This is a genomic window from Diaphorobacter nitroreducens, assembly GCF_002214645.1.
Taxonomy (GTDB): Bacteria; Pseudomonadota; Gammaproteobacteria; order Burkholderiales; family Burkholderiaceae_C; genus Diaphorobacter; species Diaphorobacter nitroreducens.
Genome location: NZ_CP016278.1, coordinates 2138979 through 2155683, shown reverse-complemented (window position 1 = coordinate 2155683; position 16705 = coordinate 2138979). Strand labels below are relative to the sequence as shown.

Below are 16705 nucleotides of genomic sequence, written 5' to 3'. Positions count from 1 at the left end.
TCCAGGTTTTGCAGACCCAAGCCGCTTCTTGCCAGGCGGCTTTTTCGTTTCGGGCGAAGCAGCTTTGAACCCTGGCGTTGTAGGAGCAGGGCGCAAATACCGGGTTGGGCCATGACGGGCATGCCGCCATGGGGTACAACCCGCGCATTGGCCGCACATCCCGTGGGTTGAAAACAGATAGCGGTCCAGCTGGCCATCAGGAGTCCCTTGCATGAAGCTCAAAACCCTCATCCTTTTATTGATCGTCGTGGCCATCGGTGCGTTGGGAGCACTCAATTGGGCGACGCTCTCGGTGCCCACCGTCGTTTCATTGGGCGTCGCCACGGTGCAGGCGCCCCTGGGGCTCATCATGCTGGGGCTGACCGTCCTGCTGGGGGCCTTTTTCTTGGCCTATGTGCTGACGCTGCAGGGCTCCGTGCTCATGGAGACGCGCCGCCATGCCAAGGAGATGGCGGCGCAGCGCGAGCTGGCCGACCGTGCGGAGGCATCGCGTTTCACGGAGCTGCGCCAGTTCCTGGAAACCCAGCACCGCACGGGCTACGACGCCCTGATGGCGCGCCTGGACGCGCTGGAGGCGCGCCTGAGCGCGCGGGCGCAGGAATCGGACAACATCACTGCCGCCTACGTGGGACAGTTGGAAGACCAATTGCACCGCCGGGGCGAGCCGAAAGCCGTGCAGCCCGTGCCGCCGGTGCGCACGGAGCCGGAACTCAGGCTCTGACGGCCCTTGCGCCATAAAAAAGGCCGCAGGGCGTGAGCGCTGCGGCCTTTTTGCAGGGCGCGCCGCGAAGGCGCTTTCCCCTCTGGATTATTTGAGCGACAGGACCCAGGTCGCCAGCTTCTTGGCGTCGGCGGCGTTCACCTGGGCGTTGGCGGGCATGGGCACGGGGCCCCACACACCGGAACTTCCCTTCATGATCTTCTCGGCCAGTTTGTCTGCGGCGCCTGCTTGGCCCGCGTATTTGGCGGCAACGTCCTTGTAGGACGGGCCCACCAGCTTCTTGTCCACGGCGTGGCAAGCCATGCAGTTCTTGGAGGTTGCCAGGGCCTGGTCGGCGAATGCAGGGGCTGCAACCGACAGCGTCATGGCGAGGGTGATCAGTGTGCGCTTCATCGCGGGGTTTCCTCTAGGGTTGGGGTACATTTAGCCTTCAATGGGATTGTAGTGTTCGCCGTTGACGGGCTCCAGGCCAAAGCTCGCGCGGCACCAAAGGATGTGACCATGTATGCGCTGCTTTTAGGCATCTTGTTGATACTTCTCAAATATCTGGAGATCGGCCCTGTGGCGAATTGGTCATGGTGGTGGGTGTTGTCTCCTTTTGCGGTAGCTGCGGCCTGGTGGGCCTGGGCGGATGCCACCGGCTACACCAAGCGCAAGGCCATGGAAAAGATGGACCAGCGCCGCAAGGACCGCATCAACAAACAGAAGGAATCCATGGGCATGGGTCCGCGCCGACCGCGCTGAGGGCCTCTTCCCTGTCCAGACAACCCGCAGCGGTGCACGCGCCCTGCGGGTTTTTCTTGGGCGGTGATGGCGCAGCAATGATCCTGTTTTGATAGCTGCTGGCGCTTATTGGATAAGCGTTTTCGGCATTTTTCATGAAAAGTCATCCAGCACCGCACCCTTGCTGGCGCTGGAGGCGTTGAAGGCAAACTTGGCCTGCACGCCCCGCATGTAGCGCGGCGTGGGTGGCTGCCAGGCGGCGCGGCGCTGTGCCAGCGTGGCGTCGTCCACGTGCAGCTGCAGCAGCAGTTGGTGGGCGTCGATGGTGATCGTGTCGCCCTCATGCACCAGCGCAATAGTGCCCCCCGCAGCCGCCTCGGGCGCGACGTGGCCCACCACCATGCCCCAGGTGCCGCCCGAGAAGCGCCCGTCGGTGATCAAGCCCACGCTCTCGCCCAGGCCCGCACCGATCAGGGCGCCCGTGGGGGCCAGCATCTCCGGCATGCCCGGGCCACCCTTGGGGCCGAGGTAGCGCAACACCATCACGTCGCCCGCGACGATCCTGCCGTCCAGGATGGCCTGCAGCGCCGACTGCTCATCGTCGAACACACGCGCGGGCCCGGTGATGACGGGGTTCTTCAGCCCGGTGATCTTGGCCACGGCGCCCTCGGGACTCAGGTTGCCCTTGAGGATGGCGAGGTGCCCCTCGCGGTACAGCGCCTTGTCGATCGGGCGGATCACGTCCTGGTCCGCCCGTGGTGCGTCGGGCACGTCGGCCAGGGTCTCGGCGATGGTCTTGCCGGTGATGGTCAGGCAGTCGCCGTGCAGCAGGCCGGCGTTGAGCAGGATTTTCATCACCTGCGGAATGCCGCCCGCGCGGTGCAGATCCACGGCCAGGTATTTGCCGCTGGGCTTGAGGTCGCAGATCACTGGGACCTTCTTGCGCATGCGCTCGAAGTCGTCGATGGACCACTCCACACCCGCCGCGTGCGCGATCGCCAGGAAGTGCAGCACTGCGTTGGTGGAGCCGCCCGTGGCCATGATCACGGCCACGGCGTTCTCGATGGCCTTGCGCGTGACGATGTCGCGTGGCTTCAAGTCCTTGCGGATGGCCTCGATCAGCACCCGGGCGGATTCGCGGGCCGAGTTCATTTTCTCGTCGTGCGGATTGGCCATGGTGGAGGAGTAGGGCAGGCTCATGCCCAGCGCCTCGAAGGCCGAGGACATGGTGTTGGCCGTGTACATGCCGCCGCACGAGCCCGTGCCCGGGATGGCGTGCTGCTCGATATCCTTGAGTTCCTGGTCGGTCATCCTGCCCGCGGCGTTCTGGCCCACGGCTTCGAACACGCTCACGATGTTCAGGTCTTGCCCCTGCCAGCGGCCCGGCAGGATGGTGCCGCCATACACGTAGATCGCCGGCACGTTGGCGCGCAGCATGCCCATCAGGCCGCCGGGCATGTTCTTGTCACAGCCGCCGATCACGACCACGCCGTCCATCCACTGGCCCTGCACGCAGGTCTCGACGCAGTCGGCAATCACCTCGCGGCTCACCAGGCTGTACTTCATGCCCTCGGTACCCATGGCCATGCCGTCGCTGATGGTGGGCGTGCCGAAGACCTGGGCGTTGCCGCCCGCTTCCTCGATGCCTGCGATGGCCGCGTCGGCCAGGCGTTGCAGGCCGCTGTTGCAGGGCGTGATGGTGCTGTGCCCGTTGGCCACGCCCACCATGGGCTTGGCGAAGTCTCCCTCCTGGTAGCCCATGCCGTAGAACATGGAGCGGTTGGGCGCGCGCGCCTTGCCCTGGGTGATGTGGGCGGAGCGGCGGTTCAGCGGCAGCGGGTCGGTCATGGCGGGTCTTGCTTCTGCGGTGGCGAGACGGCCGAGTGTGGACGCCGCCGCAGCGGCTGTCCATGCGGGTGAATGCGGGGCCAGGGCGCCAACGTGGGTACCGGGGCTACGACATAATCAAACGGTTTTGCCTAGGGCGGGGCTCAAGAGGTTTCCGCTGCGGCGCGCGCAGGCCCCCAAGCGCACGGGCCCATCGACTTTCCTGAGCCACTCATCTCCCGCAACCACGATGCCCGCATACCGTTCCAAGACCTCCACCGCCGGCCGCAACATGGCAGGGGCCCGCTCCCTGTGGCGCGCCACCGGCATGAAAGACGCCGATTTCTCCAAGCCCATCATCGCGGTGGTCAACTCCTTCACCCAGTTCGTGCCCGGCCATGTGCACCTGAAGGACCTGGGCCAGCTCGTGGCGCGCGAGATCGAGGCCGCCGGCGGCGTGGCCAAGGAGTTCAACACCATCGCCGTGGATGACGGCATCGCCATGGGCCACGACGGCATGCTGTATTCGCTGCCCAGCCGCGACATCATTGCCGACAGCGTGGAATACATGGTGAACGCGCACTGTGCCGACGCCATGGTCTGCATCAGCAACTGCGACAAGATCACCCCCGGCATGCTCATGGCCGCCATGCGGCTGAACATCCCGGTGATCTTCGTCTCCGGCGGCCCCATGGAGGCCGGCAAGGTGCAGCAGACCGTGCCCGGCACCAGCACCATCCAGATCAAGAAGCTGGACCTGATCGACGCCATGGTGATGGCCGCCGACGACAAGGTGAGCGACGCCGACCTGGCCGAGGCCGAGCGCAATGCCTGCCCCACCTGTGGCTCCTGCTCGGGCATGTTCACCGCCAACTCCATGAACTGCCTGACCGAGGCGCTGGGCCTGTCCCTGCCCGGCAACGGCACCGTGGTGGCCACGCATGCCGACCGCGAGCAGCTGTTCAAGCGCGCGGGCCGGCGCATCGTGGAACTGGCGCGCCAGCACTACGAACAGGACGACGAGCGCATCCTGCCGCGCTCGGTCGGCTTCAAGGCCTTCGAGAACGCGATGACGCTGGACATCGCCATGGGCGGCTCCACCAACACCATCCTGCACCTGCTGGCGATCGCGCAGGAGGCCGGCATCGACTTCAGCATGGCCGACATCGACCGCCTGTCGCGCAGCGTGCCGCAGCTGTGCAAGGTCGCACCCAACACCGACAAGTACCACATCGAGGATGTGCACCGCGCCGGTGGCATCTTCGCCATCCTGGGCGAGCTGGAGCGTGCGGGCAAGCTGCACACCGACGTGCCCACCATCCACGCACCCACACTGGGCGAGGCGCTGGCGCAGTGGGATGTGACGCGCACGCAGGACGAGGCCGTCCAGACGTTCTACAAGGCCGGCCCCGGCGGCGTGCCCACGCAGGTGGCCTTCAGCCAGAGCGTGCGCTGGCCCAGCCTGGACCTGGACCGCGCCGCGGGCTGTATCCGCTCCGCGGAGCACGCCTTCAGCAAGGAAGGCGGCCTGGCGGTGCTCACCGGCAACATCGCCAAGGACGGCTGCGTGGTCAAGACCGCGGGCGTTCATGAATCCATCCTGGTCTTTGAAGGCCCGGCGCATGTGGTCGAAAGCCAGGACGAGGCGGTGGAGAACATCCTGGCCGACAAAGTGAAGGCCGGCGACGTGGTGGTGGTGCGCTACGAGGGCCCCAAGGGCGGCCCCGGCATGCAGGAAATGCTCTACCCCACGAGCTACATCAAATCCAAGGGCCTGGGCAAGGCCTGCGCGCTGCTGACCGACGGGCGCTTCTCTGGCGGCACCTCGGGCCTGTCCATCGGCCACTGCTCTCCCGAGGCGGCAGCCGGCGGCGCGATCGGCCTGGTGCGCGACGGCGACCGCATCCGCATCGACATTCCCAACCGCACCATCAACGTACTGGTGAGCGACGAGGAGTTGGCCCAGCGCCGCGCCGAGCAGGACGCCAAGGGCTGGAAGCCCGCCCAGCCACGTCCGCGCAAGGTCTCGGCCGCGCTCAAGGCCTATGCCAAGCTCGTGACGTCGGCCGACAAGGGCGCCGTGCGCGACGTGTCGCTGCTGGACTGATGTGGTGTGGTGCACGCCCGTGCCGGGCGTGCGCTCCTGATTTGTGAGCTGCTCGCGCTGGACGGAAGCGATTTACAGGTGCATTTGAGCTTCAAATGACCGTGCGGTCAGCGCCAACAGCTCTGTTTGTTGTAGCAACGGAATGCCATCGCCCATGAACGATTTCCAGCAACGCATCGCAGCCAGCTTCGCGGCACAAGGTTTGATGGCCACGCTCGGCGCCCGCCTGGCGCTGGTGGCGGAGGGTGAGGTGCATATCGAGATGCCGTTTTCCACCCACCTGTCGCAGCAGCAGGGCTTCGTGCACGCCGGGGCCATCACCAGCATCGTGGACAGCGCCTGCGGCTACGCGGCGCTGACCCGCTCGCCCCCCGGCTGCGAGATCGTCACGGCGGAATTCAAGACCAACTTCATGCGGCCCGCGCTGGGCCGGCGCTTCCTCGCCGTGGGCAAGGTGCAAAACGCCGGGCGCATGCTCACCGTGTGCACCGGCGAAGTGCGCGCGTACACGGGCGACGGGCCCGACTACAAGGTGGTGGCGTTGATGCAGGCCACCATGGTCAACGTGCCGGCGGGCGCCTGAGAGCGCCGCAGCCTCACGAGCCCGAAGGGCCGCCCGCCTGGGTTTGCAGGTAGTTGGGCAGGCCGATCTTCTCGATCAGGCCGAGCTGCTTTTCCAGCCAGTAGGCGTGGTCTTCCTCGGTGTCGCGCAACTGGGCCAGCAGCATGTCGCGGCTCACGTAGTCGCGGTGGGATTCGCACAGGGCCATCGCGGCCTTCAAGCGGGCCTGCACGGTGTATTCGGTGTCCAGGTCCTTGCGCAACATCTCCTGCGCGGATTCGCCGGGCGTGAAGTCGTGCGGGCGCATGTCGGGGCGCCCGCCCAGCATCAGGATGCGGCGCAGGATGGCGTCGGCATGCTGGGTTTCCTCCTCCATCTCGTGGCCCATGCGCTCGTACAGGCGGGTGAGGCCCTGGTCCTCGTACTGGCGGGAGTGGATGAAGTACTGGTCACGCGCGGCCAGCTCGCCGCGCAGCAGATCCTTGAGGCAGTCGATGACTTCCGGGTGGCCTTGCATGTTGTTGTTCTCGTGGGGGTGGTGATGGCGTGAGTATCCGGCGCCTTGCGCGCCGGTTCAATGGCGGCCGTCAATTCCCGGGCGCGGGCGCCCTGGATGCGGGCCGTACGCAGGCGCATTCTCATCCTGGCAGCGTTGGACGGGCGCGGGCGTGTCACGGCCCTGCGGCACAATGCCCGCCATGCTGATGTACCCCCAAATCGACCCCGTGGCCCTGCAGGTCGGGCCTTTGTCCATTCACTGGTACGGCCTGACCTATCTGGCCGGTTTTGCGCTGTTCATGTTCCTGGGCATGCGCCGCCTGAGCCACCAGCCCTACGCATCCCTGCGTGGCGACCAGGCGTGGTCGCGCAAGGACGTGGAGGACATCCTGTTCCTGGGCGTGCTGGGCGTGGTGGTGGGCGGGCGGCTGGGGTACTGCCTGTTCTACAAGCCGGGCTACTACCTGAGCCACCCGCTGGAGATCTTCTACGTGTGGCAGGGCGGCATGAGCTTTCACGGCGGGCTGCTGGGCGTGATCGGTTCCATGCTGTGGTTTGCGCATTCGCGCCGCAGGCCCTGGCTGCAGGTGGCCGATTTCGTGGCGCCCTGCGTGCCCACGGGGTTGGCGGCCGGGCGCATCGGCAACTTCATCAACGGCGAACTGTGGGGGCGCTTCGCGCCGCAGGATCTGCCCTGGGGCATGGTGTTCCCGCAAAGCGGCTCCATGCTGCCGCGCCATCCGTCGCAGATCTACCAGTTCCTGCTCGAAGGCCTGCTGCTGTTCGTGCTGCTGTGGCTGTATGCGCGCCAGCCGCGCAAGCGTGGCGAGGTAGCGGCGGCGTTCCTCGTGGGCTATGGCGTGCTGCGCTTCACGGCCGAATACTTCCGTGAGCCCGACAGCTTCCTGGGCCTGTTGTCGCTGGGCATGAGCATGGGCCAGTGGCTGTGCATCCCGATGGTGGCGGCCGGGGTGGCGATGTGGGTCTGGGCGCAGCGGCAGGACGCTCCTGAGGGATTTGCATAAAAGAAGGCGCCAGTGCTTGTCCAGCAAGTGCTGGCAGCTCTCATTTTTGATTGTTCCTTGCGGGCGGCGCGGTGGCGGAGTGTTGCCGCGTTGCGTCAATATGCCCCGCTAGGGATAGTCCCCATCCCGGCGGCTGGGCATGCTTTCATAATTATTGAAAATTACGCGAAATGATGCAGTTTCGCGACCACTTGTGTGCCATTCGTGACGTCATAACGCCTGCCGCCCATTCACCATGCGCCGTCCGCCTGCCAATTCCCTGCACCACCAGGCCGCCGAGATGCTGCGTCAGCAGATCTTTGCGGGCGAACTGGCGCCGGGCAGCTTCGTGGACGAGGCCGCGCTGTGCGAGCGGCTGGCCGTGTCGCGTACGCCGCTGCGCGAGGCGCTCAAGGTGCTGGTGGCGGAAGGGCTGCTGCGCCATGAGCCGCGCCGCGGCTGCTTCGTGGCCGAGATCACGGAGCGCGATCTGCAGGAGATCTTCCCCGTGATCGCGCTGCTGGAGGGCCGTGCGGCCTATGAGGCCACCGAGCACGCAGGGCCCGCCGACATCGACGCGCTGCAGGTGCTGCACCAGCGCCTGCAGGACCATGCCGAGGCGGGGCGCATCACCGAATACTACGAAGCCAACTACGCCATCCACGAGGCCTTCATCACCCTGGCGGACAACCGCTGGCTGGCCCAGGTGATCGGCGACCTGCGCAAGATCTTGCGCCTGGCGCGGCACCAGACGTTGCAGGTGCCCGGCCGGCTGCAGCAGAGCCTGTCGGAGCACCGGCAGGTGTTCGCCGCACTCCAAAAGGGCGACGCCGCCGCGGCCGAGCAGGCCATGCGCAACCACCTTCTGGCGCAGCGCGACGCGCTGCGCGAGCTTGCACGCAACCACCCCTCACGGATCACACCATGAACGCCGCCTCCACCTGGATCTCGCGCAACGTGGACCGCCTGCGGTCCGCAGACAGCAAAGCTGCCAGCAAGAACAAGGACGGCGCAAGCGCCGCGCCGCCCAAGCCTGCGGCCGAACGCTCCACGCACGAGCGTTTGCAGGCCACGCTGCGCAGGAGCGGCGAGGCGCTGTCGCCCCGCGTGCTGCGCCGGTTGCTGACCGACCTGCAGGAAGTGGTGGCCCCGCGCGTGAGCGAGATCGAAGGCGGGCGCCGCGCGCAGGCCATTGCCGCGTGGTACGCCGAGGCCACGCCCGAAGAGCGGCGCGACCTGTGGTTGCTGATGTGCGAGCAGTTCGCGCCCGATGCCACGCGTTTCAAATCGGCCCAGCAGCGCTACGAGGCCGCCGCCGGCACCGACGATGCGCCCCAGGCCGAAGCCCACCTGCGCCGCGCCATGGTGTCGCCGCGTACACGGCTGCTGCAGCGCTTTGCGGTGTTTCCGGAAGGCATGCGCTTCCTCGTGGACTTGCGCGCCGAGCTGCTGCCTCTGCTCAAGAGCGACAAGCGCCTGCTGCCGCTGGACGCGGAGCTGGAGCAATTGTTCTCCACCTGGTTCGATGTGGCGTTCCTCGAACTGAGGCGCCTGTCGTGGGATTCGCCCGCTTCGCTGATCGAAAAGCTCATCAAGTACGAAGCGGTGCACGACATCCGCAGCTGGGCGGACCTGAAGAACCGACTGGACAGCGACCGCCGCTGCTACGGGTTCTTTCACCCCCGCCTGCCCAATGAGCCGCTGATCTTCGTGGAGGTGGCGCTGGTCAACGAGATTTCGTCCAGCATCACCCCGCTGCTGGACGAGGCCGCCGAGGCCGCCGACATCCAGCGTGCCACCACGGCGATCTTCTACTCGATCAGCAGCACGCAGACGGGGCTGCGCGGCGTGAGCTTCGGCGATTCGCTCATCAAGCACGTGGCCGAGACGCTCACGCAGGAATTCCCGCGCCTGCGCACCTTCGCCACGCTCTCGCCAATCCCGGGCTTTCGTTCCTGGCTGTCCAAGAACTGCGCCGCGCAGCTGGAGCAGCTCGACGAGAAGCGCCTGGCCGAACTGGGCCGCGCCGTGGGCTTCGAGCCGCCGCAGGCCGCGCATGTGCTGGCCGCGGCCGACAAGGCGCTGGAGCTGCCGCCCAAGTCACCCGTGCGCCAGCTGCTCATGCAGTGCGCGGCGCGCTACCTGGGACGCGAGCTGCACGACGGCAAGCCGGTGGACCCGGTGGCGCGCTTTCACCTGGGCAATGGCGCCCGCGTGGAGCGGTTGAACTGGGCGGGCGACCCGTCGGCCAAGGGGCTCAAGCAGTCCTTCGGGCTGATGGTCAACTACCTGTATGACCTCAAGCGCATCGACAAGCACCACGGCCTGCTTGCGCAGGGGCGCGTGCCCGTGTCGGGCGATATCGACAGCCTGTGCCGTGACTGACGGCGCGCTGCCTCGGCGCCGGCGGGCGCGGCGGGCCTTGTATGCTCGCGCCCAGCTGCCCTCGGCGGCCTTGGCCGAGCGGGCGCGCCGCGCCTGAGCACCTGCCAACCCACCCTTTTCACAACAGAAAGACAGGAGACAACGCCATGCGAGAGAGAGAGAACTTGAGCCAGATCGCCACCGCCGCGCTGCAACGCCGTGACATGCTGCGCGCAGCCGGCGCTGCGGGCCTGGCGCTGGCCACGGGCGGTGCCTGGGCGCAAGGCGCCAGCGGCTGGCCGACCAAGCCGGTCAACATGGTGGTGCCGTTCCCCGCGGGCGGCGGCACGGATGCCTTTGCGCGCCCATTGGCTGCGCAGTTCGCCAAATCCACGGGCAAGACGCTGGTGATCGACAACCGCGGCGGCGCGGGCGGCACCGTGGGTGCCAGCGTAGCGGCCAAGGCGCCAGCCGATGGCTACAACCTGTTCATGGGTGGCGTGCACCATGTGATTGCACCGTCCATGTACCCCAAGCTGGACTACGACCTGGAAAAGGACTTCGTGCCGCTGGCCTTGGTGGCCAACGTGCCGCAGGTGCTGGTGGTGAACCCGCGCAACGTGACGGCCACCAACATGAAGCAGTTCATGGACTTCGTGAAGGCCAACCCCGCCAAGCTGAACTATGCGTCGGCCGGCTCGGGCACCTCGCACCACCTGGCGGGCGAGCTGTTCAAGCTGCAGACGGGGACTTTCATCACCCACATCCCCTATCGCGGCGCGGGCCCTGCGCTGCAGGACCTGATCGGCGGCAACGTGGACATGCTGTTCGACGGCCTGGGCTCGTCGGCCTCGCACATCAAGGGCGGGCGCATCAAGGCGCTGATGGTGTCGGGCTCCAAGCGCAACCCGGCCTTCCCCGACGTGCCCTGCGCGGCAGAGGTGGGCCTGCCGGACTACACCGTGTCCACCTGGTATGGCCTGTGGGCGCCCAAGGGCACGCCGGCCGATCTGCAGGCGCGCATCGTCGAGGAGATCCGCAAGCTCGGCCAGGCCGAGGAGCTCAAGGCCATCTGGGCCGGCAACGGCGCGGAGTTCGGCACGCTGTCGCAGGCGGACTTCGCCAAGATGGTCAGCAGCGAGATCAAGCGCTGGGCGCAGGTGGTGAAGGCCTCGGGCGCCAAGCTGGAGTGATGTAGTCCCCCACTGCGGCGCCCCTCCAGTGGCGCCGCCGCCACCCCCACGAAGAGAGTCCGATCGCATGCCAGGTGAAGTTGTCGCGGCCATGGCCGCAGGAGAGGCCGCCGGCCGCGGCGTGGTGCGCGTGACGCTGCGCCACGAGGGCCGGCTCAACGCCATGTCGCGCGCCATGTGGCGCCAGTTGCGCACGGTGTTCCAGGACATCCAGCGCAGCGATGGCGTGCGCTGCGTGCTCATCGAGGGGGCAGGGGAGGCGTTCTGTGCGGGGGGGGATATTTCCGAGTACCCCGCCTTTCGCTTCGACCCCGCGCAGCTGCGCGACTTCCACGAGAGCGATGTCTGGGGCGGGCTGGCGGCCATGCTGGACTGCGACGTGCCCATCGTCGCGCGCATCGCAGGCGCCTGCATGGGCGCGGGCGTGGAGATCGCCAGCTGCTGCGACATCCGCATTGCCGCTGCCGGCGCGCGTTTCGGCGCGCCCATCGCCAAGCTGGGCTTTCCGATGGCGCCGCGCGAGGCCGCCTTGGTGGCGGGCGCCGTGGGCGACGTGACGGCGCGCCAGATGCTGTTGGAGGCGGCCACCTTCAGCGCCGCCGAGATGGCGCAGCGGGGCTTTCTGAGCCGCGTGGTCGACACCGAGCAGCTGGATGCGCAAGCCCTGGGCACGGCGCTGCGCATCGCAGCCTTGGCGCCCGGTGCGGCCCGGCTCAACAAGCAGACCTTGCGCGCTATACGGAAGAATGTGCCGCTAGCGCCCGACCAGCAAGCGCAAGCAGCTTCTGATTTGATAGCAAATAACGCACTGGCCGACCCCTACGCCTATGCCGACAGCGCCGAACACCGCGAGGGCATCAACGCCTTCCTGGCCAAGCGCGCTCCCGTTTTCTGAATCCTTTGTGTGTGCACCACCATGAGCTCCTCCTCCCAGAACCTGTTTTCCGCGCTGCGCGCCGCCTTTCCTGCTGACCTGGACCAGACCGCCGTCGAGGCCGCCTCGGCCGCGGGTGCGCCGCTGCTTTACACCTGGCGCGACCTGGACCGCGCCAGCGCCCGCATCGCCAACCTGCTGGCATCGCTGAAGCTGCCCGAGGGCAGCCGCATCGCCGTGCAGGTGGAAAAGTCGGTCGAAGCCATGCTGCTGTACCTGGCCACGCTGCGCGCCGGCTATGTGTTCCTGCCGCTGAACACCGCCTACCAGAGCGCAGAGATCGAGTACTTCATCGGCAATGCCGAGCCGGCCGTGGTGGTCTGCACGCCAGGCAACTTCGGCTGGGTGTCGAAGATCGCCTTCACTGCGGGCACGCAACATGTGTTCACGCTGGGCGACGACCGCACCGGCAGCCTGCTGGAGCGTGCCGCGCACTTCGGCGACGAGCACCGCGCCGTCCCGCGCAAGGCTGACGACCTGGCTGCCATCCTCTACACCAGCGGCACCACGGGACGCAGCAAGGGCGCGATGCTCACGCATGGCAACCTGCTGTCCAATGCCCAGGTGCTCAAGGACTACTGGGGCTGGAAGCCCGGCGACGTGCTGATCCACGCGCTGCCCATCTTTCACGTGCACGGCCTGTTCGTGGCCATCCATGGTGCGCTGATCAATGGCAGCAAGATGATCTGGATGGCGAAGTTCGACCCCAAGGCGGTGATCGCTGCCATGCCGCGCGCCACGGTGTTCATGGGCGTGCCCACGCTCTACGTGCGCATGCTGGCCGAGCCGGCGCTGACCCAGGCCGCGGCCAGCCACATGCGGCTGTTCATCGCGGGCTCGGCGCCGCTGCTCATCGAGACTTTCAAAGAATGGCAGGACCGCACGGGCCACACCATCCTGGAGCGCTATGGCATGAGTGAGACCATCATGCTCACCAGCAATCCCTACGCGGCCGACGCGCGCCATGGGGGGCAGGACGAGCGCCGCGGCTCCACCGTGGGCTTTCCGCTGCCCGGCGTGGGCCTGCGCGTGGTGGACGATGCCGGCAAGCCGGTGCCCGTGGGCGAGATCGGCAACATCCAGGTCAAGGGCCCCAACGTGTTCAAGGGCTACTGGCGCATGCCCGAGAAGACCAAGGAAGAGTTCAGCGCCGACGGCTGGTTCAAAACCGGCGACGTTGGCAAGGTGGATGAGCGCGGCTACGTGAGCATCGTGGGCCGCAGCAAGGACCTGATCATCAGCGGTGGCTACAACGTCTACCCGGCCGAGATCGAGGGCTACGTCAACGAGATGCCCGGCGTGGCCGAGAGCGCCGTGGTCGGCGTGCCGCACCCGGACTTCGGCGAAGTGGGTGTGGTGGTGGTCATCCCCAAGCCCGGTGCAAAGGTGGACGGCGACGCGGTCATCGCATCGCTCAAGAGCCAACTGGCCAACTTCAAGATTCCCAAGCGCTGCTTCGTCACCACCGAACTGCCGCGCAACACCATGGGCAAGGTGCAAAAGAACCTGCTGCGCGACCAGTACAAGGGGCTGTTCGCCTGAGCCGGCGCGGCATTGCAATACAAAAAGGCGGCCTGGGCCGCCTTTTGCTATTTAGATGATAGCTGCTAGCGCTTGATGGTAGGGCGCTAGAGCCTGATTTGATGCTTAGCGCAGCACCAGCACCGGAATGTGCGAGTGCGTCAGCACGTGCTGCGTCTCGCTGCCCAGCAGCAGGCGCTTGATGCCCTTGCGGCCGTGCGAGGCCATCACGATCAGGTCGCACTTGTGCTTCTTGGCGGCGGCGATCACGGCTTCGGCGATCAGGTCGGACTTGGCGACTACGGTCTTCACGGTCACGCCTTCGTCGGTGCCCTGCACCTTGACCTTGTCCACCAGTTCCTGGGCCGCATCCGCCCACTGCTTCTCGATGCGCTTGATGTCCGCGGCGTCCACGGGCAGGCCACCTTCGAAATAGCTGCGCGGATACCGGGGAACGACCTTCAAGGCGACCACCGACGCACCTGTGAGTCCCGCCAGCGAGAGCCCGCTTTCCACGGCCTTTTGCGACAAGGGGGAACCGTCGGTGGCGATCAGGATGCGTTTGTACATGTGCAGCTCCTCATTTCGTTAAGAACGGTAAAAGCATAGGATAGTTCGTGGTCCATGTCTTGATTCAAGTCAATGAGTCCTTCGCGCAATCCGAATAGTCTTCAGGCTATGTCAAATCCTGATGCCGACCCGTGGGCGTCGCCCCTCTCCACGGCTGCACCGGATGAGGTCGCGCTGCTTGATGACCCCCAGGAATGGTCGGCCTTTGGCAAGCCCTGCACATCTACCCCCGCAGGTGCGGATGCCCAGGCGGGTCCGTGGGAGTCGCATGTGGTGCTCGACGGAATGCACTGCGCCGCCTGCGCCCTGACCATCGAGGAAGCCCTGCGGCGTGTGCCCGGCGTGGCGGAAGCGGACGTGAGCGCCGCCACCCGCCGCGCACGCGTGGTATGGGACCCGCGACGAGTGCGCCCGTCGCAGTGGATGGGCGCGGTCCAGAAGGCCGGTTACCGCGCGCTGCCTGCCCTGGATGCGCTGGCGCGGGAGCAGCGCCAGCGCGAGAACCGCAAGGCGCTGTGGCGCTGGCTGGTGGCGGGTTTTTGCATGATGCAGGTCATGATGTACGCATGGCCTGCCTACCAAGCCATGCCCGGCGACCTGACCATGGAAATGGAACAACTGCTGCGCTGGGCCTCCTGGGTCATCAGCCTGCCGGTGGTGCTGTTCGCCTGCGGGCCTTTCTTCTCCAGCGCGCTGCGCGATATCCGGCAGCGGCGGGTCAGCATGGATCTGCCCGTGGCGCTGGGCATGCTCATCACCTTCGTGGTCAGCATGGCGGGCACGTTCGATCCGACCGGCCCCTTTGGCCGCGAGGTCTACTACGACTCGCTGACCATGTTCGTCTTTTTCCTGCTCACGGGCCGCTGGCTGGAGCTGCGCCTGCGCGATCGCACGGCAGGGGCGCTGGAAGCCGTGATGAACCGGTTGCCCGACAGCGTGGAGCGGCGGGCGGAAGACGGCAGCTTCACGCGCGTGGCCACGCGCCGTCTGCAGGCCGGAGACGTGGTGCGCGTGTTGCCGGGGGAGGCCTTTCCCGCGGATGGCCGCATCCTTTCAGGCGGTACCCAGGCCGACGAGGCGCTGCTCACCGGTGAATCCACGCCTGTGGACCGACCCGAAGGCAGCCGCGTGACGGCGGGCAGCTACAACCTGCGCGCACCGGTCACGGTGGAGGTTTTGGCGCTGGGCAGTGAGACGCGCTTTGGGCAGATCGTGGCATTGATGGAGAGCGCGTCTTTGCAAAAGCCCCGCCTGGCGCAGCTGGCGGACCGGGTGGCCCGGCCTTTCCTGGTGGCGGTGTTGTTGGCCGCGGTGCTGGCGGCAGTGTGGTGGTGGCCGAGCGACCCCAGCCATGCTCTGATGGTGGCGGTGGCGGTGCTCATCGTTACGTGCCCCTGCGCGCTGTCTCTGGCCACGCCGGTGGCCATGCTGACGGCTGCGGGCACCTTGGCGCGGCGGGGCGTGCTGGTGCGCAATCTGCAAGGGCTGGAGGCGCTGGCCGCGGTGGATACGGTGGTCTTCGACAAGACGGGCACGCTGACCCGCGATGGGCTTGCGCTGCATGCCGTACATGTGGCGCCAAGGGCCGGCTGGGGCGAGGGCGAGGCGCTGGCCCTGGCTTCGGCGCTGGCGGCGCATTCACTGCATCCCGCGTCGCGCGCGCTGGCATCCGCGGCGCAGTCTGCCGCGGTGCCCGCGGACTGGACGGTCCATGCCGTGCAGGAGCTGACGGGTGCAGGCCTGGTGGCCCGTGCATCGTCACCGTCACACGCCCAGGAAACGATTCTGCGCCTGGGCTCTGCGGCCCATGCCCGCGTGCCTGCCGTGGGCGGCGATGCGGGGCCGCAGGTCGTGCTGTCGATGGAATGCGAAGGCGCGGCAGTGGAAATCGCGCGGTTCGTGCTGAGCGAACAACTGCGCCCCGAGGTCGCGGCGGCCGTGCGCGGGCTGCGCGCCGAAGGCGTGGCGGTCGAGCTGCTGTCCGGCGACCGGGCCGAGTCCGTGCAGCGGGTGGCTGCCCAGGCGGGCATCGGCCAGGCCCGGGGAGACTGCACCCCGCAGGACAAGCTCGCGCATCTGCAGACGTTGCAGGCGCAAGGACACCATGTGGCGATGGTGGGCGACGGGCTCAACGACGGCCCCGTGCTGGCCGGTGCGCATGTCTCGTTTGCGTTCGGCCGTGCCGTGCCCCTGGCCCAGTCACGGTCCGACTTCGTGGTTATGGGCGAAAATCTCGCCCTTGTTGCGCAGGCGCTCTGGCTGGCGCGGCGCACCTTGCGCGTCGTCCGCCAGAACCTGTGGTGGGCGGCTGCATACAACGCGCTGTGCGTGCCCCTGGCGATTGCGGGCTACATGCCGGCCTGGCTCGCGGGCCTGGGCATGGCGCTGAGTTCACTGCTCGTCGTGCTCAACGCGGCCCGCCTGGCGCGCCTGCCGGACCCGATCAGCCACGAGAGTTCCGACGACTGCGCTGGTGCCCCACGTGCCGTGAGCACGCCCTTGGAGGTCGTCTGATATGGACATCCTGTATTTGTTGATTCCGCTCTCCGTCGTACTGGTGCTGTTTGTACTGGCGGGACTGTGGTGGGCCGTCTACCGTGGCCAATTTGAGAACGTCGATCAGGAGGGGGAGCGCATTCTGAGGGACGGTTGATGTTCGTCAATAGGCCTACTGCGAGCCT

General features: G+C 67.0%; 16 protein-coding genes. 12 read left to right on the top strand and 4 right to left on the bottom strand.

Features of this window, described 5'->3' with window-relative positions; genetic code table 11:
* The first annotated feature begins 211 nt into the window (after nucleotides 1-211).
* A complete protein-coding gene (locus tag BA022_RS10105) occupies nucleotides 212-721 on the top strand; it encodes a Signal transduction histidine kinase (RefSeq protein WP_088887422.1) in 510 nt (169 codons plus the stop codon).
* An 87-nt stretch (nucleotides 722-808) separates the two neighbouring features.
* On the opposite strand, the gene BA022_RS10100 is transcribed toward BA022_RS10105, so the two are convergent.
* Nucleotides 809-1114 carry a c-type cytochrome gene (locus tag BA022_RS10100; protein ID WP_011804504.1) on the bottom strand — a complete coding sequence of 102 codons (306 nt, stop codon included), beginning with the start codon at nucleotides 1112-1114 and terminating at the stop codon, nucleotides 809-811.
* Between the two features lie 108 nt (nucleotides 1115-1222).
* Here BA022_RS10100 and BA022_RS10095 point away from each other — a divergent pair, with 108 nt between their 5' ends.
* Nucleotides 1223-1465, top strand: coding sequence for a TIGR04438 family Trp-rich protein (locus BA022_RS10095; protein ID WP_011804505.1), 243 nt, complete (start codon nucleotides 1223-1225; stop codon nucleotides 1463-1465).
* A 132-nt stretch (nucleotides 1466-1597) separates the two neighbouring features.
* Here BA022_RS10095 and ilvD (BA022_RS10090) read toward each other — a convergent pair whose 3' ends face one another.
* Nucleotides 1598-3292, bottom strand: a complete 1695-nt coding sequence (gene ilvD, locus BA022_RS10090) for a dihydroxy-acid dehydratase (protein ID WP_088887421.1) — start codon at nucleotides 3290-3292, stop codon at nucleotides 1598-1600.
* A 229-nt stretch (nucleotides 3293-3521) separates the two neighbouring features.
* Between ilvD (BA022_RS10090) and ilvD (BA022_RS10085) the strand changes: the two genes are divergently transcribed.
* Both ilvD (BA022_RS10085) and BA022_RS10080 read left to right on the top strand, forming a co-directional pair.
* On the top strand, nucleotides 3522-5378 hold the full coding sequence (gene ilvD / locus BA022_RS10085; RefSeq protein WP_011804507.1) for a dihydroxy-acid dehydratase: 1857 nt from the start codon (nucleotides 3522-3524) through the stop codon (nucleotides 5376-5378).
* Nucleotides 5379-5532: 154 nt separating this feature from the next.
* Entirely contained in the window at nucleotides 5533-5961 is a 429-nt protein-coding gene (locus BA022_RS10080) for a PaaI family thioesterase (RefSeq protein WP_088887420.1), read from the top strand.
* 13 nt (nucleotides 5962-5974) lie between these two features.
* Here the strand turns inward: BA022_RS10080 and bfr are convergent, their stop codons facing one another.
* Nucleotides 5975-6457 carry a bacterioferritin gene (gene bfr, locus BA022_RS10075; RefSeq protein WP_011804509.1) on the bottom strand — a complete coding sequence of 161 codons (483 nt, stop codon included), beginning with the start codon at nucleotides 6455-6457 and terminating at the stop codon, nucleotides 5975-5977.
* Nucleotides 6458-6638: 181 nt separating this feature from the next.
* On the opposite strand from bfr, the gene lgt reads away from it, so the two are divergent.
* The 6 genes from lgt (at nucleotide 6639) to BA022_RS10045 (ending at nucleotide 13475) form a co-directional block, all read left to right on the top strand.
* Entirely contained in the window at nucleotides 6639-7463 is an 825-nt protein-coding gene (lgt, locus tag BA022_RS10070) for a prolipoprotein diacylglyceryl transferase (protein WP_172206531.1), read from the top strand.
* 235 nt (nucleotides 7464-7698) lie between these two features.
* Complete coding sequence (locus tag BA022_RS10065) at nucleotides 7699-8370, top strand: GntR family transcriptional regulator (RefSeq protein ID WP_011804511.1); 672 nt, start codon at nucleotides 7699-7701, stop codon at nucleotides 8368-8370.
* Nucleotides 8367-9827 carry a malonyl-CoA decarboxylase gene (locus BA022_RS10060; RefSeq protein ID WP_011804512.1) on the top strand — a complete coding sequence of 487 codons (1461 nt, stop codon included), beginning with the start codon at nucleotides 8367-8369 and terminating at the stop codon, nucleotides 9825-9827. Before BA022_RS10065 ends, BA022_RS10060 begins: the two co-directional genes overlap by 4 nt.
* Nucleotides 9828-9973: 146 nt before the next feature.
* Nucleotides 9974-10999 (top strand): Bug family tripartite tricarboxylate transporter substrate binding protein, encoded by a 1026-nt coding sequence (locus BA022_RS10055; RefSeq protein WP_088887419.1) that lies wholly within the window; start codon nucleotides 9974-9976, stop codon nucleotides 10997-10999.
* A 67-nt stretch (nucleotides 11000-11066) separates the two neighbouring features.
* Nucleotides 11067-11894: an enoyl-CoA hydratase/isomerase family protein gene (locus BA022_RS10050; RefSeq protein WP_041838800.1), complete on the top strand. Its 828-nt coding sequence runs from the start codon at nucleotides 11067-11069 to the stop codon at nucleotides 11892-11894.
* Between the two features lie 21 nt (nucleotides 11895-11915).
* A complete protein-coding gene (locus BA022_RS10045) occupies nucleotides 11916-13475 on the top strand; it encodes a malonate--CoA ligase (protein WP_088887418.1) in 1560 nt (519 codons plus the stop codon).
* A gap of 105 nt (nucleotides 13476-13580) precedes the next feature.
* Here BA022_RS10045 and BA022_RS10040 read toward each other — a convergent pair whose 3' ends face one another.
* Nucleotides 13581-14024, bottom strand: a complete 444-nt coding sequence (locus BA022_RS10040; protein ID WP_011804516.1) for a universal stress protein — start codon at nucleotides 14022-14024, stop codon at nucleotides 13581-13583.
* A 108-nt stretch (nucleotides 14025-14132) separates the two neighbouring features.
* Here BA022_RS10040 and BA022_RS10035 point away from each other — a divergent pair, with 108 nt between their 5' ends.
* Complete coding sequence (locus BA022_RS10035) at nucleotides 14133-16538, top strand: heavy metal translocating P-type ATPase (protein ID WP_187305957.1); 2406 nt, start codon at nucleotides 14133-14135, stop codon at nucleotides 16536-16538.
* A 1-nt stretch (nucleotide 16539) separates the two neighbouring features.
* The gene (gene ccoS, locus BA022_RS10030; protein WP_011804518.1) at nucleotides 16540-16677 is read left to right on the top strand and encodes a cbb3-type cytochrome oxidase assembly protein CcoS; all 138 of its coding nucleotides are present in this window, start codon (nucleotides 16540-16542) and stop codon (nucleotides 16675-16677) included.
* Nucleotides 16678-16705: the final 28 nt, after the last annotated feature.